20 protein-coding genes are annotated in these 22903 nt (G+C 43.1%); 8 read left to right on the top strand and 12 right to left on the bottom strand.

Annotation, left to right across the window (positions count from 1 at the left end):
- Positions 1-49: 49 nt before the first annotated feature.
- The 3 genes from RG47T_RS01550 to RG47T_RS01540 form a co-directional block, all read right to left on the bottom strand.
- Complete coding sequence (locus RG47T_RS01550; RefSeq protein ID WP_074487622.1) at positions 50-1600, bottom strand: carboxylesterase/lipase family protein; 1551 nt, start codon at positions 1598-1600, stop codon at positions 50-52.
- A gap of 632 nt (positions 1601-2232) precedes the next feature.
- Entirely contained in the window at positions 2233-2955 is a 723-nt protein-coding gene (locus RG47T_RS01545; RefSeq protein ID WP_074487620.1) for a LytR/AlgR family response regulator transcription factor, read from the bottom strand.
- Entirely contained in the window at positions 2952-4046 is a 1095-nt protein-coding gene (locus tag RG47T_RS01540) for a sensor histidine kinase (RefSeq protein WP_074487618.1), read from the bottom strand. The genes RG47T_RS01545 and RG47T_RS01540 overlap by 4 nt, the downstream gene beginning before the upstream one ends.
- 260 nt (positions 4047-4306) lie before the next feature.
- Between RG47T_RS01540 and RG47T_RS01535 the strand changes: the two genes are divergently transcribed.
- From RG47T_RS01535 to RG47T_RS01525, 3 genes are all read left to right on the top strand, one after another.
- Entirely contained in the window at positions 4307-7156 is a 2850-nt protein-coding gene (locus tag RG47T_RS01535; protein ID WP_074487617.1) for a TonB-dependent receptor, read from the top strand.
- Positions 7157-7309: 153 nt separating this feature from the next.
- Positions 7310-8074 carry a dioxygenase family protein gene (locus tag RG47T_RS01530; protein ID WP_074487615.1) on the top strand — a complete coding sequence of 255 codons (765 nt, stop codon included), beginning with the start codon at positions 7310-7312 and terminating at the stop codon, positions 8072-8074.
- A gap of 16 nt (positions 8075-8090) precedes the next feature.
- Positions 8091-8645 (top strand): hypothetical protein, encoded by a 555-nt coding sequence (locus RG47T_RS01525; protein ID WP_074487614.1) that lies wholly within the window; start codon positions 8091-8093, stop codon positions 8643-8645.
- Between the two features lie 272 nt (positions 8646-8917).
- Here the strand turns inward: RG47T_RS01525 and RG47T_RS01520 are convergent, their stop codons facing one another.
- From RG47T_RS01520 to RG47T_RS01500, 5 genes are all read right to left on the bottom strand, one after another.
- A complete protein-coding gene (locus RG47T_RS01520) occupies positions 8918-9922 on the bottom strand; it encodes a YXWGXW repeat-containing protein (protein ID WP_074487613.1) in 1005 nt (334 codons plus the stop codon).
- Between the two features lie 214 nt (positions 9923-10136).
- Positions 10137-10565 carry a hypothetical protein gene (locus RG47T_RS01515; protein WP_074487611.1) on the bottom strand — a complete coding sequence of 143 codons (429 nt, stop codon included), beginning with the start codon at positions 10563-10565 and terminating at the stop codon, positions 10137-10139.
- Positions 10566-10627: 62 nt separating this feature from the next.
- Entirely contained in the window at positions 10628-11302 is a 675-nt protein-coding gene (locus RG47T_RS01510) for a hypothetical protein (protein ID WP_074487610.1), read from the bottom strand.
- 21 nt (positions 11303-11323) lie between these two features.
- A complete protein-coding gene (locus tag RG47T_RS01505; RefSeq protein WP_074487608.1) occupies positions 11324-11815 on the bottom strand; it encodes a hypothetical protein in 492 nt (163 codons plus the stop codon).
- The gene (locus RG47T_RS01500) at positions 11812-12684 is read right to left on the bottom strand and encodes a hypothetical protein (RefSeq protein WP_074487606.1); all 873 of its coding nucleotides are present in this window, start codon (positions 12682-12684) and stop codon (positions 11812-11814) included. The genes RG47T_RS01505 and RG47T_RS01500 overlap by 4 nt, the downstream gene beginning before the upstream one ends.
- A gap of 258 nt (positions 12685-12942) precedes the next feature.
- Between RG47T_RS01500 and RG47T_RS01495 the strand changes: the two genes are divergently transcribed.
- The 3 genes from RG47T_RS01495 (at position 12943) to RG47T_RS01485 (ending at position 17006) form a co-directional block, all read left to right on the top strand.
- Positions 12943-13260 (top strand): hypothetical protein, encoded by a 318-nt coding sequence (locus tag RG47T_RS01495; protein ID WP_074487604.1) that lies wholly within the window; start codon positions 12943-12945, stop codon positions 13258-13260.
- Between the two features lie 68 nt (positions 13261-13328).
- Positions 13329-15623, top strand: coding sequence for a TonB-dependent receptor (locus RG47T_RS01490; RefSeq protein WP_074487602.1), 2295 nt, complete (start codon positions 13329-13331; stop codon positions 15621-15623).
- Between the two features lie 183 nt (positions 15624-15806).
- Positions 15807-17006 carry a glycosyltransferase gene (locus RG47T_RS01485; protein ID WP_074487600.1) on the top strand — a complete coding sequence of 400 codons (1200 nt, stop codon included), beginning with the start codon at positions 15807-15809 and terminating at the stop codon, positions 17004-17006.
- Positions 17007-17080: 74 nt separating this feature from the next.
- Here RG47T_RS01485 and RG47T_RS01480 read toward each other — a convergent pair whose 3' ends face one another.
- Genes RG47T_RS01480 through RG47T_RS01470 form a run of 3 tightly spaced genes read right to left on the bottom strand, consistent with a single transcriptional unit; the run spans position 17081 to position 20193 of the window.
- Positions 17081-17884 (bottom strand): alpha-1,2-fucosyltransferase, encoded by an 804-nt coding sequence (locus tag RG47T_RS01480; RefSeq protein WP_074487598.1) that lies wholly within the window; start codon positions 17882-17884, stop codon positions 17081-17083.
- Complete coding sequence (locus tag RG47T_RS01475; protein WP_074487595.1) at positions 17881-19224, bottom strand: flippase; 1344 nt, start codon at positions 19222-19224, stop codon at positions 17881-17883. The genes RG47T_RS01480 and RG47T_RS01475 overlap by 4 nt, the downstream gene beginning before the upstream one ends.
- Positions 19225-20193: a hypothetical protein gene (locus tag RG47T_RS01470; RefSeq protein ID WP_074487592.1), complete on the bottom strand. Its 969-nt coding sequence runs from the start codon at positions 20191-20193 to the stop codon at positions 19225-19227.
- A 257-nt stretch (positions 20194-20450) separates the two neighbouring features.
- Here RG47T_RS01470 and RG47T_RS01465 point away from each other — a divergent pair, with 257 nt between their 5' ends.
- Together RG47T_RS01465 and RG47T_RS01460 are read left to right on the top strand one after the other, a co-directional pair.
- A complete protein-coding gene (locus tag RG47T_RS01465) occupies positions 20451-21308 on the top strand; it encodes an NAD(P)-dependent oxidoreductase (protein ID WP_074487589.1) in 858 nt (285 codons plus the stop codon).
- Positions 21309-21518: 210 nt separating this feature from the next.
- Complete coding sequence (locus RG47T_RS01460) at positions 21519-22424, top strand: cation diffusion facilitator family transporter (RefSeq protein ID WP_074487587.1); 906 nt, start codon at positions 21519-21521, stop codon at positions 22422-22424.
- Between the two features lies 1 nt (position 22425).
- Here the strand turns inward: RG47T_RS01460 and RG47T_RS01455 are convergent, their stop codons facing one another.
- A complete protein-coding gene (locus tag RG47T_RS01455) occupies positions 22426-22842 on the bottom strand; it encodes a BLUF domain-containing protein (RefSeq protein ID WP_074487584.1) in 417 nt (138 codons plus the stop codon).
- Positions 22843-22903 lie beyond the last annotated feature (61 nt).

Here is a 22903-nt window from a genome sequence, read left to right as displayed (position 1 = left end):
TCTTATTTTAATTACAGCAAAAGTCTAACTTCTATCCCCCTTCAGGGGGTTAGGGGGTTTTCAACATAAAATCCAATCGTTGCTTATCCAATAGCGTATGCGCAGACGTTTTATCGCCCAACACTATCACCTGATTGCTTTGCTCGTTAAACTGCGGCCATTGCGGTAGTCCGCTACCATTGGGGTTACCCGTCCTCATAAAATTAATCCAATAGGCCGACATGTTTTTGGCCAGTTGCCTATCTGCCGGCTGCCACGGGCGATTCAGGAATTTCAGGTCATCCAGCGCATAAGCAACCTCGGCCGTATGGAACGATTTATATTTTACATACTCGCCTTCTGCCGGTGGCCTGCGGGTAAAGTTGTAAACATAAACTGGTTTACTTTTACGGCTGCTTTGCAGTTTGGCCCACTGGTAACCCGATATCGCAAACGTGATGTCACGGTTTAAGTTCACCTGCGATTGCGCTGCTTCGGCATCCGTACCCGCCGGGTAATATTTCAGTATATCAGCCGCATGTGTACCATATTCGGCCCGGATCTGTTTAATATAAGTATCCTTATTTTTAATATCAGGAACAATGCCTTCATCAGCATTCCAACCGGTTAAAAGTGGCACATTATTTTGTTTATTTTCGGTATAAAGCTGGTAAACCGGCTCGGGCAGTACATTGTAACCATCAGCAATGGGTGCAAAATGGCCTTTAACTTTCTCCAGTAATTCTTTTGACGACATGGCCCTAAGATCCTGCAGCGAATTAACCTCAGCTGCCTGGGCTGCTTTTATGCCCTGGGCCTCAGCCGTGTTCAGATCCATCATTTGCCGGCTGGCATTAGCAATCATCATCGATCCGCTTTCGGCAATGGCCTTTTGAAATAAGCCCTTAGCTTTCGGCGAAGCTACCAGACAATTTACACTCATTGCCCCTGCCGATTGCCCCGCGATGGTCACATTTTCCGGGTCGCCGCCAAAGGCTGCAATGTTTTTCTTCACCCATTTCAGCGCAGCAATTTGGTCCATCAGCTCGTAGTTACCCGAACTATGTAAAAGAGATTCCTTGCTTAACTCCGGGTGGGCAAAAAAGCCGAACACCCCTACCCTGTAATTGATCGACACAAATACTATGTCCTTACGCGCCATAGCCTCACCATCATAAATAGGTACGCCGGCACCACCACTGCTAAAACCACCGCCATAGATCCACACAAAAACCGGCTTCTTGTTAGTATTAATAGTTTTAGTCCAAACGTTTAAATACAAGCAGTCCTCACTGATAGGTTCGGCCGGGATCAGAAATTCTTTAGTCCACACAAAAAATGGTTTGGGTTCGGCCTGCATCGGGCTCGGGCCAAAGGCATCGCATTTTTTAACACCATCCCAATGCGCGGCGGGCTGCGGGGCTTTCCAGCGCAGTGCACCAACAGGCGGCGCAGCAAATGGGATGCCTTTAAAAGAAGTTACATCGCCGGCAGAACTTTTAATACCAGACACCATGCCTGCCTCTGTTTTTACGGCATCGGGCAGATCATTATTTTGTTTAAAAGCAAGCAGTACACACCCTGCCAAGAGGACATATAATAGCGTAGAAAGTTTTTTCATTGGTAGGCTTTAATTGGTAACTAAAGCTAATTAATAATGTTTGATTGGCAAAGGAGGCGTTAATCCGTTTTTCATTAGGATCGGGTGACGCAGTATGAACTTCGGTCCCGCTTAATCGCCGCGGGAGGGCTTATTACTTTGGGGCGCCAAAGTAACCAAAGCGCCTGTCGGCAAAAGGCTTCTTTGCCGCACAAGCCACAGCAAACAGAACAACACAGGCCGGGATCTTTTGCCCCGCTTACGCTACATAGCCTTTACCCTGCTGCAAAATCTCCAATGCCTTTTCCTGCCCACAAGCCACCATTGTTCTGCCCGCTATTGCCGAAGCTGTTTGCCGACATTATAAAAGAAGCTAGAAAAGACATTGGGACAATCAAAGGAGCGGGAGGCCTGACGCAAAAGCGGGGCCGTGAAGTGGCATTTGTGCGGTGGAGCTTTTTTGCGTCTTGATTTTTGGTTACTTTTTATCAAGAAAAAGCAACTAAGCCCCTGCGGCCAGGAGCAGACTAACGATGATAATAGCACAGACAATTAATATTAGCCGGTGCGTTAATTAAAGCACTGTCTCTGTAGGTTTGGGATTACTTCGTCGTAACTATGACGATGGAGGATTAGCGTCTCGCCAATACACCTCAATTCCATTTACTAATAAACACATTAAAAGCATCCTTATACTGCTCGCCAACGCTGATATTTATACTGCCTATCTGCAGGGTATTGCGGGTAACAGAGTTGATCTGATCGAGCGATACAATAAATGAGCGATGCACGCGCATAAAACGGCGGGAAGGTAACTTCTCTTCGAGGGCTTTTAAACTGGTAAGAGAAAGCAAGGGTTTGGGGGCGCTTTTGAGCCAAACTTTTACATAATCCTTCAGGCCTTCTATATACAGGATATCACTAAGTGCAACGCGCACCAGCTGGTATTCTACTTTCAAAAAAAGATAATCCTCTTCCTGCTTAGGTTCCGGTTCGGCCTTGGCAATCATTTCCTGGTACTTGAGCGCTTTTTGGGCGGCTTTTAAAAACTCTTCGTAGTTGAAGGGCTTCAACAGGTAGTCCAGGGCATCAACTTTATAACCATCCAGCGCAAACTGGTTGTAGGCGGTGGTAAAAATAATACGAGGCTTGTTGGGCCTGCTGTCAAGCACACGGGCCAGCTCCATGCCATTAAGGTCGGGCATTTGGATATCTAGGAATATTAAATCTACGGCCTCGTCATTCAGGATCTTCAAAGCCTCCACCGCGCTCGACGAACGGCCTTTTAAACTTAAAAAAGGCGTTTGGTCAATAAATGCGCAAACCAGCCCCAGTGCTAAAGGTTCGTCATCAACAGCTATGCAATTTAATATCATGATAAGTCGAGCGTTAGTTTAACGATATAATGAGCATCGGCAGATCGTTCTGTGATGTCGAGCGTATATTTACCGGGGTACATCAAATCCAGCCGCCGCCGGGTATTAACCAAACCAATACCGCTGTTACCCTCCATTTGCACCTGCGAATCATCGAAAATGGTATTGTTAACATCCATACTTAGTTTCCCGCCTTCCTGTACAATCACAATACCAATATAGCTGGGATAGGTTGAACTGATGCCATGCTTAAAAGCATTTTCTACAAAAGGCAAGAATAACATTGGCGCTATTTGCTCATCTTTTAAATCCTCCGGGTAGCTAAAATTAAGGGTTACTTTTTCGGTTAGGCGTAATTTCATCAGTTCGATATAATCTTTAATAAACCCAATCTCTTTACTTAACAAGGTGGTACCGTGCTGGGTTTCATACAATAAATAACGCATCATGCGCGACAGCTTATGGATGGCCTCGCGCGACGCCGCTACATCAACCACGGTAAGCGCATAAATATTATTAAGGGTATTGAAAAAGAAATGCGGGTTAATCTGCGCTTTCAAAAACGATAGCTCTGAGGTTGTTTTTTCCTGCTCAAGTTCCTGGCGAAGCCGCTGGTCTTTCTGCCATTTCTGGATAGCTGTAACACTGGTACTAATTCCCAGAACCAGTGAAATAATAGTCAGCATCAGCACAGAGAAGTCTCGGTTATGGCCGCCATGATCACGCGGCCTTGGGGGGCCGTGCTGATGGAAGGCTTTATCCATCAATTGCGGAATGTGCAACCAGGGATCAACCAAATTATTAATAAACAAAACAGAAGCAACAAGCAGGATCAATAAGATAAAGAAATCGCGGGTGCGGTTTTGCAGCAGAAACTTAGGTACAAATATGTGCGCGTTAACATAATATGATATAATGAGCAATACCAACACAATACCCTGCTTTATCCAAAGCTGAATAGGTATGGCAATATTCCACGATAAGGGCTGATACACGAATAAAACCACCGCTATTACTGCCCATATTAAAACATGGATAAGTACAAGTACCGAAATAGATTTTTTGAATTTATGTTCCCGGGCTTCTTCCATGGAATTGATTTTTTAAACAAATACTTAATCAATATTAACCTTAATGCCGGGTAACTGCAATTAAAATCTATTAATCATAATCAAACACCGACGAAGGGTAAAAATTAATCGTTTAGTATAACTAAACAAAATCACCCCTTATTAAACAGCAACTTATAGGGTAAAATTGGGTTCCCGTCTACGTTTATCGGCTCATGGTCTATCGCCTTTTTTAATATGCTGCATACCTTATTGTTTTGCAGTATTAATTAAACACCCAAATGAAAATAATATACGCGCTACTTACTATTATGCTGTTTGCCGGCATTAAGCAGAGTAAAGCCCAAACAGCTAAAACCGTAAGCGGGATTGTAAAAGATTCGACAGGGCTGAGTGTTATTGGTGCTACCATAAAACTAAAAGCAGGCAAAGACAGCGTAATGACAGCCACCGATGCCAACGGAGCTTTTACCTTTAACAATGTACAAAGTGCCACGTTCGATCTTACGTTTACCTCCATCGGCTTTCAATCTTTAAAGCGGCATATTATAACTGCCGGTGATAACAAACCGGCTGCATTGGGTACCATCGTACTCAAGTTTGAATCGCACATGCTGAATGGCGTTACCATTACAGATATTAACCCTGTAAAGCTTAAAGAAGATACCATTGAGTTTAAAGCTGATGCTTATAAAGTACGCGACAATGCCCCGGTAGAGGACGTGCTAAAAAAGCTGCCAGGTGTTGATATTGATAAAGACGGCAATATGACGGCACAGGGCAAAAGCGTTACCAAAGTGCGTGTTAATGGTAAAGATTTTTTTGGCGGCGACCTTAAAACGGCCACCAAAAACCTGCCTGCCGACATTGTAGAGAATATCCAGATCATAGATGATTACGGCGACCAGGCCAACCTGACCGGTGTTAAAACCGGCGAACCCGAAAAAATACTGAACATTACTGTTAAGCCAAGCAAAAACTACGGCTACTTTGGCCAGGCAACCGTGGGCGATGGCGCCGATGCCATACCGCAGGAAAAAGATAACCGCTATGTAGCATCTGCCACGGCATTTAGCTTTAGCGGCGACCGCCAGCTGGCCTTGTTAGGCAATTTGAATAACACCAACACCAACCTGTTTAGCTTTGGCGGCGGTGGGCCGCGTAGTGGCGGTCCGGGTGGGCCACCGCCGGGGGCGGGTAGCTCAACAAGCGCCAATGGTATTACCACGGCACGTTCTCTCGGCTTAAACTATCGCGACTCGTGGGGTAAAAAAATTACCGCTTATGGCAGCTACAGCTATTCTGATAACACCACCAACACCATCAGCTCTACTATACAAAACAATGCAGCCCTGGGCAGCCAGATTATTAACAATGTGAGCAGCAACCAAACAGACGAGAAAATTAACCACCGCTTTAATTTCAACATCGAATATAAGCCAGATACGGTTAACTATTTAAAGTTTGTGCCAACCATTACTTATGCGGGTGTAAAAACCAACCAGTCGGCATCGAGCTTAATTCAGCAGAATGATGCAACCGTGTCTGACTATAACCTGCTCTCTACCTTAAGCTCATCGGCACCCAATTATGGCGCTAACTTATTGTACAACCATAGGTTTAACAGCAAGGGCCGTAATTTCAGCATCAATGTAAGCGCAGGTTCGGCCAAGCTGGATCAAACCCAGAACCCGGTTTACACCTACCTATCAGGCACCGCCAATGCGCCGATCAATCAACTGATCAATACCAATGTACGTACCGATACGGTGGGTACCACACTATCATACATGGAACCCATCAGCAAGCATTCTTACTTAGAGTTGAATTATGCTTACCACTATGCCTATACCACATCTGATAAAGAGACCGATACGCTGACCACACTGGGCACCCGTAACAACTACGCCTTGTTAAGCAACGATTATAATTTCACCTTTATCACCAATAAATTCGGGCTTAACTACCGCTATATTCAAAAAAAATACAACTACACGCTGGGGATCTCGGCGCAGCCGTCCATATTAGAGGGTAACTCACTTACCACCGGTACACAAACCCGTGTTACTACTTTTAACGTGGCGCCAACGGCCAGGTTTATCTATAACTTTTCGCGCAGCCAAAGCCTGAGCTTAAATTACAATGGTGCCAGCAACCAGCCTACTTATAACGAACTACAGCCGGTGGTCGATTTCTCTAATGCATCCTACCCGGTACAAGGTAATGCCAACCTGAAACCCGAGTTTAACAACAACTTTACGTTGCGGTATAACCAGTTCAACTTTGCATCGGGCAATATTTTGTTCACCAATTTATCGTTTACCCAAACAAATAATAAAATTGTAGCCAACACCATCAGCTATCCAAAAGTTTATACCCCTAATGCCAAGCTGGCCGGTACCATATTAACCAACTACTTAAATGCCGATGGTTTTTACGGCGGTAATGCCAATTATGTATTTGCCAAACCCTGGGAAAAGCGCAAGTATACACTGATGTTAACCGGTAACATTGCTTACAACAACAACATCTCCTACATTAGCAATGTGGCGGCAGATACTTACGACATGACCACCGAAAAAAACATTGCCAAAAACATGGTGATTACCCAGGGAACCAAATTCCGGCTGGATATTACCGATGTAATAGATGCCGAACTGAGTGCCAGCTACAGCATTAACCATACCGATAACTCTATTAGCACGGCCAATGTTAACAACAATTTTAAAACGATTAACCTGGGCTTAAACGGCAAAAATTATGTTTTTAAAGATTATACCCTGAGCTATGATTACAGCAAAGTAATTTACCAGGGCTATACCGGGGCTACCAACCCCAACATCTTAAACGTATATGCCGAAAGACGCTTTCTGAAGAATAACATCGGCACGCTGCGCTTGTCGGCTTTCGATTTGTTTAACCAAAATACGGGCTATACCTCAACCGGTACCGGTACGTATACCACCCAAACCCAGGCCAACCGCTTAGGCCGTTACTACCTGCTCAGCTTTACATTAAAGCTGCAAAAATTTGCAGGCAAACGCCCTTCGCCGGGTGATGGCCCTCCAGGCGGCCCGGGTGGCAGGTTCCCGGGTGGTGGCATGGGTGGTCCGCCGCCGGGTGGCGAATAATTAATACCAATGGCAATAAGCCGGTACACTGTAACAGGTTTATTACCATTCGTCGATACATACGGCTTATTTACCGATACACTTTTAATGATGCCTTGCAAAGCTGCTAATTTCATCCTATCAATTATTGATTAAACCTTTAACAAATAGGTTATGGAACGCAAAAACTTTTTACGGACACTTGCTTTTGCAGCAACAGCAGGGCCAATGGTATTAGAAGCTTGTTCAAAATCTTCGGATGCGACACCAACTACTACCACCGACGCAACAACTACAACTACCACCACCGGGACAACAACTACTACGGGTAGCTGTATAGTTACCCCAACAGAAGTAGAAGGCCCTTATCCTTATCCGGGTGGCGAAAGCACAAACCCACTGCTTCGGTCTGACGTTACGGGCGGGCAAACCGGGGTACCGCTTACGCTTAGCTTTGTAGTGGTTAATACCAACAGCAGCTGTAATGTATTAACAGGTGCCCGTGTTGATATCTGGCACTGCAATAAAGATGGTTATTATTCGGGCTATGGCAACCAAACCGGCGGCACCTCGGGCCTGGCTACAAGCTATACCGGCGAAACCTGGTTAAGGGGCTACCAAACAACAGACTCGGCAGGTGTAGCAAAATTCATCACCATATTTCCGGGTTGGTACCAGGGCCGTGCTACGCATATCCATATGGAAGTTTTTGTAGGCGGCGTGTTAAAAAAGACCGCCCAGGTAGCTTTTGATAAAACCACTGCCGATACTGTACATACAAGCAGCCTTTATAAAGCACATGGCATTAACACTACGCTTAACGCCAGCGACGGCATCTTCGGTAATTCGGCAACAGATTTGGCAAATGAAACCCTGGTACTTACCGGCAACATCACCGATGGCTACACAGGCACTTACACCATTGGTATTGCACTTTAAATTAAACAAATGATTTATGGCACTCGCATTAATTAAGCTAACATACAAACATGTGATAGATGCTTCGGCACAAACAGATTTAGAGCGTAACATCTTCCATGCTTCTTACCAGGAGTTCAGGATGAAATCTCAGGCTTATAATCCCGATGGCGACCTGCAAACCTTTAGCCAGATGAAGGCCAAAGATGGCCGTGCAAATTCGCTCCATTACAAGATCAGCTTTGCGGCCCTACACTTTCTGGCACCGCTTAATAACAAGATCCCTGTATTAACAGATGTGATGGGGAAACAGCTGGATTACGACAGCATTGTTTTTGAACTGATAGAATCTGACATAATGCAAATTAAAGCCCATAAAGTAGGCATAAAATTTACCACCGGGACGTATGTACTGCACCAGGTTATCGGCACTAACTTAGTTTTATCGGCAGAGGATGTACTGAACGAGAAAAGCAATTTCACAGAAACCTTTACGCTGAACATGGAAACAGGCCTGGCTATTACCAGTTACCGGGAGCTAAACACACGCATTGAACCAGACGTATTCAAATCACCGTTTAAGCACAATTAATAGAAGAGATGATCATTAAAGCACTGGGAATAGCACTGTTGATTATCATATTCTATTATTGCCTTACTATCAAAAAATACCCTAACCAGTAGTTAAGTATTAATATTTTCGAAAAAACAGCACCCCTATTAATAACTAAACAAACGCCCCGAACCAGAGCTGCCAATTGGCAGCTTTTTTTATGCTTATAATTAAGCGCTAAAAAAGGAGAGTTTGCTTCAAAAGCATATGAATAACAAAGGGGCATATAGCCCCTTTGTTATTCATACTTATTATCTGTGATGTTCATGCGGGGCGGGCCTACCACCGCCATGCGGCTCCCCATGTTGTACAGCCGGCCGGGCATGGTAAGCCATTGCGTTATGGTTATTATTTTGCATATGGTTTGATGCCCTGCTCATATTAGGCTGCGCCTGCATGTGCTGCTGCTGGGCATTATCATGATTATTGGGCTGGCTTCCGGTTTCTTGCGGGCGGTTTTGCTCTGCGTGATTACCCGCATTTACATTTGGGTTTCTGCCAGCCTCTCCTTCCCTGTTATTATCAGCATTACGCATGTTGGCACCATGCCCCTGGCTATCAAAATGATTGCCGTTTACCCTGTTCACGGCGGCAACACTTGGGCGGCCGTGGTTAACCGACGCCAGTTGGCCACGATCCTGACTTGCGTTTTGCTGGTGGCTTAACTGTTGCGAAGTAGGTTGCTCATGACGCTCGTTCATAGCCCTTTGCTCCTCATTATTAGGCCTTGCAGCAACCCCTCCGGGGCCATTAAAACTAGTTCTGTTAACCGTTGTATTATTAATTACCGTGTTATTTACATAGGTATTATGCACTATAGTTGTGTTTACATTATTAACAGCCGTATTGTATCTAAACACATTACCGGCCCAAACACCACCACCAAAACCTACACCACCGTAACCACAACCATAATTTATGCCGCCGTAAAAACCTACGTGCCGGCCCCAGTAGCCGCTGTGGTAAACATATACGCCACCATCATACCCCCAATAAGCAGGCGTCCACAAAAAGCCGAAATGAGGAGGCCTTACCCAAACCCCTGGTACCCAGTAATAACCATCATCGCCGTATGACCAATAGCCCGGTGTCCAGATATAACCATCGCCGGGGCACACCGGCTGTGTATAAACGGGTAGCGCAGGCGGCGCTATATGTACCGATAAACCAACACTCAAACTAACCTGAGCGTATAACTGCGGTGCTGTAAATGCCAGAACCGCTAAAAGCATTATTTTTTTTGCTATTTTTTTCATTTTACGGGGTATTAATATGAATTAAGACAACCTAACTTAGCTTGGGTTTAAAAAAAGTAATATTCTAATCCCATTCTAATGTGCTGGTCTGGTTGAATGCTGGCAGTAAAGTCTCATTTAACAACCTAATCATGAAAAGCCGGCAGCTGCAGATTATGCAATTGCTGGCTTTAAACGTTCTTTAAGATTATATGAAAGGAATATTTTATAATGGTTAATGGTTCCTTTTAGTAGTATCCACGCTAATCATATCAATGCTTTTATCCTGCCGCCAGGGTTTTGCAAGGGATACTTCATACCTAATTAGTTTTTCATTTAGGCGTTCAATAAAAAAGTATACATGTTCGTTTTTCTCATCCATGCCAAATTTTACAGCAATGCTAATCAAAGAACGAAGTGTTGCAAGTTTAATATCCTGAATATTAGAGGATATAATCCCTTTGGATAATGCCCGGCGATAAAAAACAGGATCGGTTTGCCATGGATAACATTGACATGTTAGGCGATAACCATAAATACTCCCTTCCTGTCCCACTACAAACATCCTGTCATTTTTGGGAACAGAAGCTGTATCAATCAGATAGTAGACAGTGTCCCTCTTTAATATAGTTTGGGCATGCAAAGCACTCGTTATTAAAAACATGATGATAACTATATAAGCTCGAAAGAAATTCACAAACTCACTTACTTAAGTTTATCTAAGATTTAATTGGAAATTCTAACCTCTTCATTAATTACATCATTCCCAAACAGGTAATTATATATGGGATAATCAATCTGGTTTGAGTAATCAAATGGATACGGTAATCCTCCTTTGATAAAACGTGTAAACACATGCCTGTGATTCACTTGCTTGTATAAAGGATAAATATGGTTTACTATTTTGAATAATTTCTTATACCACTCACCCGAAACATCTGCTTCCTCATTTACAGACGATATGATCCGTGTTTTTATTGGAATATGCCTTAATGTTTGGTAATTAGTGAAAGTAAAAGAATTTTCATAGTAAATAATATAGTGATTGGTCAACAAAGAGATTTTCAGACTTAGGAGCGTCACCCTTTCTATATTATTTTCTTTCGAATTGAAAAGGTTAATGCTCAGATCAATACTAGGAAACTGGTGATATAAATTATCATACACCTCTAATCCGCTAAATTCGGCTTTTACCTCGTTCAGTAAAGCAGTGCAATGCTCCGGAAGATCATTTGCGATTAATTGATTAATCTTAGTCTCTATAATATTCTTTACATCCTGATAACCTGCATAATCATTGTTTAAATGAGGCAATCCAATTGGATAATACCGATGTATAGCACTTAATAGTGCCAATATCTCTTCAGAAACTTTAACATCGACGCTTATATTTTGATCCATGATATATGTATATAATATTTACTAATTATAGTTACAGTAAGGAGCATTGGTCACCGGAATAGAACCAAGACAAGGCCCGGTTGAAAAAGCAGAACCAGCTCGATAAGCTTGTAAGTTAGCATTAATTAGTAATGTTAGTTCGCTTCTCAAATTACTAGAGGTGGTATCTTCAATTTCACTGGCGTGTATTGAATAAATCAATTGATTTAGCGCAAGATTATAAGCTTTTATAAAATTAGCAGAAGCATCTGTAGACGTTACACCATTATATGAAGGGATATTAAAACAAGTCGTTCCCAATACAACAGGAATAGTTGCGCTGGCCCCATTGTTGCTTTTTATAATCACATCTACACCTAAGTTATTGACAGATCCAGTCCATCCATTACCCACCTTAATTGTTGATATATGACCGCATAATAATGCATTATTTTGATCTACTGTTACGTCATCATAAGTAATTAAAGCAATTTCCTCTTCTGGTATTGCAACATCACAAGGTGTCGAATTCACCGTGTAATGTTTACTATCAATAGACTCATTAACCACAGGGGGGCATGGTGTTGGCCCTGGCTCATTGTGTCCGGGAATGGTTCCTGTACCAGAACCTCACCACTGCCTACACCGGGATAACCACCACTATCACCACCGCCCGGGCCATTATCATCTATTACAACACAAATTGTTTCTGTGTCTGTGTAAGTACATTTTGTTGGCCCACAACTATAATAATCGGTTGTTGTACACTCTAACGACTGTACTTGTACTTTGCTATCGCTTTTTACACCGATAGATGGGGCACCTAACTGTTGTATAATCCCGCCGGGTAAATAATTATATCCTTTAATAAAATTGCCTTGAAAATCCTCAACCAATATATATCCTGTATAGGCACGGGTACTGTCGGTACTATTTACATAGGCAGCATCCGGTACTTTGGTAACCAATTCTACATGTTGTTTTTTGTCCTTGTCTGCATATATTATCAGCCAGGTAAGCGAACTTACAGGCAGGCTATACCTACCACGGCGAATATAAAGTTCCTGTTCATAGGTAATGGGTACAACTACTGTCTTGCCAAATGATAAGTCTTGAATATAAGCTTTACCCCAGGTTGCACCCTTGGTAAGAAACTCTCGTAATGTTTTTGTTCTACCGGCGTTCGCCTCATTAGTTTTTACCTCAGTTGCCTTGGGTAAAATCTCTTTTGTAAAATAATTTTTGGCATCTGCAATTAACTTATCATCGCCTTGCAGTGTCGATACTTCAGAATTGGACGTATTAGCGTCTTTCTTGCAACTATGGATAACAATTGCTGCAATGATTAATAATACGGCTAAAAAAAGTTTTGTGAGATTTCCTTTTAGATAATTTTTATTCATGATTGCGATTAGGTTTTGACATAATACGAAAATTACCAATTACAAGTTAATGTATTTATCAAAAAACTGACTTATAAGTATCTATTAAGGATGTACTATTACTCAACACAGAAAACGATACGCCCTCCTTCTTGCCTAAACAATTTTAGTTTGCTGCTGTAAAATATTAGCAGATTGTTACTTTTACATGCTAAATGTTACAAAGTTGCTATACTGATATGAATAATATTGCACATATATCGGTTATATTTGAAGCGCATGACCATTAAACAACGATCGGCCAAAATATTGGCAGCATCCCTGCTGCTGATGACCTTCTTATTGGGTCAGCTTATCGTTATTGCGCACAGCCACAAACAAGCTTATGCCAGCCATCAAAACCAGTCTAAAAAAGACAACAGCGATGACAAGTGTAAAACCTGTGCCCAAAACAGCCATGCACAGCTGTTTTTTCAGCAACAACAAGATCTTTTTAGCCTGGCTGTTACCAATGTAAATTGTTACCAGTACCTGCAGGATAGCTATTATGGCGTTAATACGCATCAATCCTGTAACAGGGGGCCCCCGGTTAGTTAATAAACTTACAGCAGGCTGCTTAACCTGCACATTAGCTTATTACTTTTTATAAAAAGACTTCTTTTCTCATGACGATAAAATACTTGTTCAGCGCAATGCTGATCCTTTTCATCCCTGTTTATCTTTTGGCCAATGGCAATGTTACCGGTAAGGTTACTGATGCCAAAAGCGGCGAAACCGTACCGGGTGCAACCATAACAATCCCACAACTGCGCATTACTACCATTACAGATGGCAAGGGCCAGTTCACCATTAAATCATTACCCAACCAGGGAAAATATTTGGTACAGGTACAATCATTAGGTTATAAACCAATGGTTAAAACCATAGATTTTGCAGTATCGGGCTCACTTGACTTTAACTTAGAGCCAAGCAGCATAGAAACCCACGAGGTTATTATAACCGGCACACCCATTACTTCTAACAACCGGTACAACAGCACATCGGCTGCCGTGGTATCGCGCGAAGACCTGCTTGCCCCTTCATCAAACCTGATTGATGGTTTGTCGAGGCAGGTACCCGGTGTAAGCCAGATCACTACCGGCCCTGGTATTTCTAAACCCATCATTCGTGGTTTGGGCTATAACCGTGTGGTTACCCTAATGGATGGTGTAAAACAACAGGGCCAGCAATGGGGCGATGAGCACGGTGTAGAAATTGACCAAAACCAGGCCGACCGTGTAGAGGTACTGCGTGGTGCCGCTTCGCTCATGTATGGCTCTGACGCTATCGGCGGGGTTATTAACGTGCTCGAACCTTTGGCGCCTGCATCTGGCACTATTAAGGGCGAAGTACTGTCCAGCTACTCAACCAACAATGGGCTCAGCAACAGCTCGGTAATGTTAACCGGAAACGAGAATGGCTTTGTTTGGCGAGGCCGTGGTTCGTACCAAAATGCTTACTCCTTTAACACACCGGGTGGCTACTACATTAATAGTGGTTATAACAACACCAGTTTTAGCGGTATGCTGGGGCTTAACAAAGGCTGGGGCTATTCGCACTTAAACTTCTCATATTTTAAAGACAACATTGGCTTTTATGATTCTGATCCGGGCGACCCTTTGTATACCGGCAATGGCACCAGCCGTTCGCTCGATTACCCCCGCCAGGATATCCGCCAGTACAAAATCGCTTTAAATAATAATTTTATCATAGGTTCGGGGTCTTTAAAACTAGACCTGGGCTATCAGAAAAACCAGCGCAGGGAATTAGATGAGCCCACGCCTGCTCTATTCTTCGATCTTAATACTTACTCATTAGATGCTAAGTACTACCTGCCCGAAAGCAATGGCTGGCAACCTATATTTGGTATCAGCGCCAGCGATGCACATAGCGTAAACAAGGGTACCGAGTTTTTGATCCCCGCTTATGATCAAACCATGGCCGGTGCATTTGGCTACATCAAAAAAACATGGGGCCAAAATACGTTTAACTTCGGTTTGCGGTATGATTATGTGAACAACGATGGTAAGCAGCTATTTATTGATGGCGCACAAAAATTCACCGGGTTTAAAAACAACTTTAACAACGTTAGCGGCGCCACCGGTTATACCCATGTATTTAATGACCTGTTGAGCTTTAAAGCAAACGCCGGTACTGCTTTCCGCGCACCAAACCCTGCCGAGCTGGGCTCTAACGGTGTACACGAAGGTACATCCCGCTATGAAATTGGTAATCCCGATCTAAAACCCGAGCGCAGCTACCAGGCTGATGCCGCATTGGAGTTCGGCAAAAATATCATTACCGGGAGCTTGGGTATTTATGAAAACTATATTCATAACTACATCTACGCATCGGCCACCAAAGGCGACCAGATCACCCTTACCAATGATGCCGGTGCCCAGCAAACTTATGATGTTTACCGCTACGGCCAGGTTAACGCCAACCTTTACGGTATAGAAGGTAATCTCAATATCCACCCCACTTCGTTTCTGCATTTAGATAACATATTTAGTTATACCCATGCACAAAATGAATCGTTTGACAGGCCGCTGCCTTTAATACCGGCCGGAGTGATACGTAACACCTTACGTTTTGAACCTAAGGTAAAAGGGCTGAGCAATTTCTACATATCTGCCGGTTTGGATAATTACTTTAAACAAAGCCGGATAGATGCCACGTTTGAAACGCCAACCAACTCGTACACCTTAGTTAATGCCAGTATAGGCACTACCTTAAAACTAGGCTCACAGCCGTTAAAGCTGTACGTATCGGGATCAAACCTAACCAACAAAAAATATTACGATGCCCTGAGCCGGTTAAGGCCGGGCCGCCTATCGCAGGAAGACCCTACCTACGGCGTTTTTAACCCGGGCCGTAACATCACATTTGGTGTTTACTTACCGTTTAATATTCAAAAATAATTCCTTAATATCACAGCCAGAAAGCCCCTGTTGGGGCTTTACTGGTTTAAGGGTTTTTACCAAAAGGCATTAAACCGAAGTACCTTACAGGTTAACAAATCTTAACATTATAATAATTCTTACAACTCCGGGCAATATTTAGGGGAATATTTGTGAAAAAATCTTTACTTTGACGGCTCGTTTATGGCTTTAAAGGACAAAGTAATTGTAATACTAGGTAATACCCGTTTTGATAGCGCTATTAGAGCTACTTCGCTGTTTATAGCGCGCAACCTGGCTAAAAACAACAAAGTGTATTTTGTTGATTATCCTTTTACATTAAAGGATTACCTGGCGCATAGCAAATCTGATGAACTAAAAGTTCGTAAATCTAAATTTTCTCTTCTGTCAGATGGGTTTATGGATACCGATATCCCTAACCTTAAAGTTATTATTGCCCCGCCTGTAATCCCCATTAATTTCTTGCCAGAAGGTATTATCTTCCGGACAGCGCTAAAGGCCAACGAGGTTATTATTGGTACCCGTATAAAAAAGGTATTAAAAAAAGCAGGCGTTAAAGACTTCATTTTCATTAACTCCTTTAACTTTCACTACCCCGATCTGGCAAAAGCGATTAAGCCTGTTTTAACGGTTTACCAATGTGTGGACCCCATGATTGTGCCTTACGACATGAAACATGGAATTTTATCTGAAGACAAACTGGTTAAACAGAGCGACCTGGTAATTTGCACCAGCAAGGCACTTTATGACGAAAAGAAAAGCCAGAACCCCAATACCTACTTTGTACCCAACGCTGCCGATATAGACCATTGCAGCCAGGCCTTAAATGCCGCCCTGCCCTTACACCCAAAGCTTGCCAACCTCCCAAAGCCTATTATAGGTTATTTAGGCACGCTTGAGCGCCGTATGGACTATAGCCTGATACTGGAGGTTGTAAAAGCCAATCCAGAAAAAACATTTATTCTGGCCGGCCCGGTTTGGGATAATCATGTACCGCAGGAGTTGTTTAAAACAAAAAATGTACACATTACAGGCCCTGTACCTTATGCCGAGGTACCACAAATGATTAAAGGCTTTGATGTGGCTATTATCCCTTTTAAAAAGGATGAAGTAAGCGCCACCATATTCCCGCTTAAACTTTTTGAATACCTGTGTGCAGGCAAGCCGGTAGTAGTAACAGATTTTAACCCTGATTTAAAAGACTACACAGCCGGGACAGTTAGTTATGCAGGCAGCCCTGCTATATTCACCGCAGCACTTAACGAGGCTTTAAAAACTAATAGTCCCGAAAAGGTAGCAGAACGTGTAGCCGTATCTAAACTAAATACCTGGGCAAAGCGTACCGAAGATATTGAAGCGATTATCAGCAAGCATCTGAAATAATGTGCTAATTTGTTGATAGTTAATTTGACGATGCCCGTTTAGATGGATTAGGCATAACTGCCATCAACAAATTATTACGCCATTCCGTACCACTCAAACTTTTTGGTCATTACCCCTTTGGGGTGCTCTTTACCTATGCGGAAACCCATCCAGTTTTTGGGTGCAATAACCCTGTTCTTTTTTTCGCAAAGGTAGGTGGCCCACCAGGCGAAGGTACTGTTTGATATAATCGCAATATCGGCATTCATCAGCACCTGGAAATCGGTAATTTCATCATTGTGCGAAAACAGGTAATTGGGCTTTGCCGGGAAGTTCTCCTTCACAAAATCCATATCATCACTGCAGAAGATGATCTTATACTCGTCCTGGTTTTCAATGGCAGCCAGGCGTTGTTTAAAATATTCAATGGGTAACGAGATATCACGCTTGCCATAGTTCAAATAATCTGTACGGCGAATGTGCATTACAATGGTTTTTTCCTTACGGAAAAGTTCGCCATACTGCTTTTCGAAGTGAGCTATGTATTTCTTTTTAACCTTGATCTTAATAGAATTAGGCGTATTTTTAAGGTAGAAATCAGTTTGGTGAAAACCGTGATACAGCGTACGATCAGCCACTTTCAAAGGCTTCGGCACCTCAATATTTTGTATATAGATCTCCTTAAACTTACCGAACTTATACAATAGCTTGCCCAACACAGCATAGGCTTTAGTGCCCATATAATTATACGGCCCCAAATCAAAATACTTATAGATAGAAGAGTGCCGCGGGTTAGGTATAAAAATCCAATTACCTTTATTAGCCGCCTTTACGTACTGATAAAAGTGGAATTGAAATAGCTGGTTCCCCAATCGCCCGCAGTAAGTTACCCCCGTCATGCTTTAATAAAAATTGGTTTAATGTATTTGTTATACATCTCCGGATAAAAGCCAAAGGCATACACCCATGTATTTTTAAGGTTAATGTTCAGCTCGCGTTTCAGTATAATTTGTGCTATTACAAACCCGACAACGTTTGATGCCAGCGTAGCCCAGGCCGCACCCATTACTCCATATTTTTTAATGAACAGATAATTTAACAAGGCGTTGCAGCTCCCCGAAATCAGCACAATAATAAAGGTAAGTTTAGGTTTGCCCATACTATCCAGCACGGTACCAAACTGGCGGCCATAAGGGATAAGCAGGCAATATAAAACCGTAACCCGAAGCACAGGTATGGTATCTGCATAAGTTTGCCCGGCTATAATTTCAACAATGTATCCTGCGAAAAAGAACAACACGATAAGCCCCGGAAGCAAAATAGCCAGTACCGCCCCTACCGATTTCTCGTACAGGTATTTCACAGCCTCTTTCCCTTCGCTGGCCATGCGGCTGGCACTTTGCGGAAAAACGATGGTAGCGATAGAACTGGTAGGGATCTCAACCAGGTTGGTGATCCTCACGGCAACATTGTACGCCCCTGCCGAAGCAGCAGATATAATCCCGCCCAGCATCATCTGGTCGATAGTATTAGAGAGCATGGCGCTAATGGTGGTGCCAAAAGCATATTTACCGTAATGGAATAGCTTAAGCATCCAATCTTTTTGCCAGGCCCAAGCCATTTGAAACCTGTCGCGTACAAACAGGTAGGATATGATAGCACTAATTAACGTACTGATAACCTGTACATAAACCAGGTTTATTAAGGTAAGCTTAGTGAAACCCAGCCAGGCTAACAGGATATACAGAAACAACCCGCCCTGCCTGATCAATGTGCTGACAAAGATGCCTTGAAATTTAAGACCCGATTGCTCTACCGATTGAAACTGCGTTAACAAGCCCGAAAATATAAATACAAGCGTATATAACATTAGCATAGGCACCAGTTCGGGCAGCTTCCACAAATGCGATAAAAAGGCAGCCAGGCTGTAATTGATGATAATAAACAGGATGGTTAATGCACCGCTGATGGTAACCGAAGCAGAGATGATCTTCGGCCGCTCCTCATCGCTTGCGCCCGACAGGTATTTAATGAGTGCACTTTGCACCAGCCCGTTGCGGATAAACTCTAATATAGTGGTAGTTGCTGTAAACAGTGTCCAGGCGCCAAACTCGTATTTGGTGAGCAGGCGCACCAGCATGTAAAAACTGCCGAACCCCAGTAACACACCCGACATACTTTGCAACACCGTAAGCACGGCCGATTTGATCCAATACAGATCCTTCTTTTTGCCCTCCATTTAAACCTGCGCTTGCTTAACCATATAATTTTGCTGTATATACTGTGTTACCTCATCATCGGTTTTGGCATGCAGTATTTTAGCACCCGATAATTTAGGAAACAGCGTATTAAAGCAATTGAAATGGTGCTCGGGTCCTTTTTTGGAGATCACCAGGTTAACCCCGCCAAAGTAACTGGCCAGGGCTGCCGTACCGCCATGTACAGATATAAAGTGACCGGCATTGGCGTAAACCATTAATTGCAGGTGGTTAAAGTTATTGGCCTTGCCTTTATTCTCTTTCCAAAGGTCTTCCATCAATATCACTTCCGGGTGGGTTTCGGCCAGCCAGTCAAACTCATTGAGGTCGTAAATATCGCTGTTGTCCATAGTGATATTCTCGGGCCGCGGGCGGTTGTACACAATGGTATAGTCTTTTTTTAAATTGCTGATGATGAAATCAAGTGCCTCTATGCTGTAAAAGCTCACCGGTGGGCCATCCCACTCCATGTTGTAGCGGTTGGCTATAATAAGCAATGGTTTGTCGTATACATAAACATTATTTTTATAATGCTCTTTCAAAGGCACGGCCAACCACTTGCTCATGTCGTAATCCTGGCTGTATAAAATGCGTGGCGTTTCGAAATTATAGTTGCCTTGGTTAGTACGTACTTCAAAATCTTCGTGATGCTCTGGCGAAAAAAAGTAAAGTTCTTTAGTAAACTTGGCCGAGTGCGTACTTTTTAGCGTGCCATTTTTATAATGCCAATAGGCAAAAGGCAAAACAAACTCCAGTTCGGGTGCAAACTCACCATCAAAAGAGATATCCTTATACCTTTTCTTAAAAACGTAATCGTTAAACACGTATTTAAGCTGCGCCATTTCGCAGTTATAGGTGTCCCTGTAAAAGTATCTTAACTCGGGCGGCGCACTTGGGTAGCGCAGCCTTACGTATAAGCTAAACAGCTTGTTGGTAAGTGTAAAAGGCATATCCAGTAAAGTTAATTTTTTATGCCGAAGTATAAAATACCATTAGCGCCGATTATCGCATAAAGTGCTTTTTTGTTGCCCAGGGAAACTTTCTTATTGCCTATAGGTTAAACCCAATACTATCTATAAAATGAGATTACATAAATACCCAGGTACTTTGAGCAAAAGGGTATCAATTTCATCAACATTAAACCCATTGGCGAATCTGTTGACGTTTAATTGCAAAAAACAGGTTTAAGCAGTAACTATGTACCACTATGAGCAACACTAAATTAGGCTGGGCCGGCTTGGGCAACATGGGTACGCCCATGGTAAAAAATTTACTTAAAGCCGGTTTCCCGGTAACGGTTTATAACCGTACTAAAGAGAAAGAACAGGAAGCCGTGGCTGCAGGAGCAGCTTCAGCCGCATCGGCAGCAGAACTGACCAGGCTAAGTGACATTATCCTGATTATGGTATCTGACGATAACGCCGTTAAAGAACTGTTTAATGGTGAAAACGGCTTACTGCATGGCAATGCCGCGGGTAAACTGTTTATCAATGTAAGCACGGTATCGCCTGCTACGTCTCAGTTTATAAACGAAAGCTGCATGGCTAAAGGCGCTGCATTTTTAGAAGCACCGGTATCTGGCAGTGTTAAACCCGCGCAGGATGGCACCCTGATTATGTTGGTTGGCGGCGAACCCGAAAACCTGGAGAAAGCCAAACCGATACTGGATGTATTGGGTAAACTAACTGTACATAACGGCCCTGTAGGCTCGGGTAGTGCGGCTAAGCTGGCTATTAACTACTTTTTGGCGGTAACGCTGCAAGGCCTGGCCGAGACGGTACTTTTTGCCAAAGCAAACGGCATCAGCACCGAAAATATGCTTACCATTGTTAACGAAGGCGCAGTAGGCAGCGGCATTACCAAACTAAAAACCGGCCCCATTTTAAATAACGAATTCCCGGCGGCGTTTGCGCTTAAACATATCACTAAAGATTTGCGCCTGGCTACAGAGCAGGGCATTGATTCGCCGTTATCCGGACCGGTTTATACCAGCTACAAGGCTGCTATGGATAGCGGCTTGGGTGAAGAGGACTTAATGGCGATTATTAAGTATCTGGAGAAGTAAAATAAATTCTCCCTGTTGTCATTTTGTCATTCTGAACGTAGTGAAGAATCTTCTTCGCCCTGTTTATTCGATGTGTTTATTACAAAAGATTCTTCACTACGTTCAGAATGACAAGTTAGATTGATAGTAATACGTTAAGCGCAATGACGTTTATCCACAACCTTTCACTCCTTATTGTGTTACCCCTACTTACAACGACTAAATCAAATCATGGCCGAATCGAAATCATCAGTATATGGGGCACTGGCAGCAAACACAGGGATAGCTGTACTTAAATTTGTAGCAGCAAGTATCAGCGGTAGTTCGGCGATGTTGTCTGAGGCTATCCATAGTACGGTTGATGCCGGTAATGGGTTACTGATCTTACTGGGCATAAGCCGAAGCAAGCGCCCTGCTGATGACCAGCACCCTTTTGGGCATGGCAAGGAGGTTTACTTCTGGTCGCTGATTGTTTCAATATTGATATTTGGCCTTGGTGGTGGTATGTCTATTTATGAAGGCATCGAGCACCTACGCCATCCTGAAGAACTAGGCAATCCCTTTTGGAACTACATGGTATTGGGCGGCGCTTTCCTCTTCGAGGGGGCATCTTTTGTACTCGCTATCCGCAATTTTAACAAAGAGAAAGGCAACGGTAGTTTTTGGACCGAACTGCGAAAAAGTAAAGATCCCGCATCATTTGCCGTAATTTATGAAGATGCTGCTGCTTTGCTGGGGTTGATTATTGCTTTTTTAGGCGTATTTCTGGGCCACTACTTTAACAACCTTTTGTTTGATGGTGCGGCATCGTTAATTATCGGCCTGGTGCTGGCCTTTGTAGCCATTATTATGGTGATAGAAAGCCGCGACCTGCTGATAGGTGAAAGTGCACGATCTGAAATGATTGACGGTATCTGCAACCTGGTACTGGCCGACCCGGATGTACAGCATGTACGCAGACCGCTGACCATGCAAATGGCACCCAATGAAATTTTGCTAGCCTTAGATGTGCAGTTTAAAGAAATATCGGGCATCCAGGTTACCAAAGTGATTAGCCGGTTAGAGGGTAATATCCGTACGCAGTTTCCAGACATTAAGCGCATTTACATTGAGGCCCGTAACTTAGCAGTAGTTTAAATTATACCATATTGTTGGCGCTGGCAAATGTTTTAAGTACAATTACTGCCGGGTGAGTTTGGTCTTCAATTAACAATCCATTATTACGTACATCTATAAAATCTTCAAACTCTTTTACCATTTTTTTATCAACGGATTTAAAGCCCATTGACCAATTCTGGAAGTTTCTCTTTTCCATATTCCCGCTAATAATCTGGATGATATTTTTATGGCGTTTATCTGCTTTGATGGTTTCGTATGTAGCGTCCAAAATATCGGCTTCGCCTTCCAGCACCTGCACAAAAGCACCTTCGCCATAAAGCAGCATACCGGTAAGGTTTCTATCTGTGTTGTTTTTACGGCTAACGGTTAATAGCTCAAACAATTGTTCATTATTCATCAGCTCGGTAGCCGAACTCATATAAATTAAATATTTCATTGGGTCAAAACAGCATTACTGTTTCCAGATACGAAAAATACCTGCTTCAGGATTTTTGAAA

The organism is Mucilaginibacter polytrichastri (assembly GCF_001911425.1).
Classification (GTDB): domain Bacteria; phylum Bacteroidota; class Bacteroidia; order Sphingobacteriales; family Sphingobacteriaceae; genus Mucilaginibacter; species Mucilaginibacter polytrichastri.
Note: the sequence above shows the minus strand (reverse complement) of the source record. Positions and strands in the feature narration are given on the sequence as shown.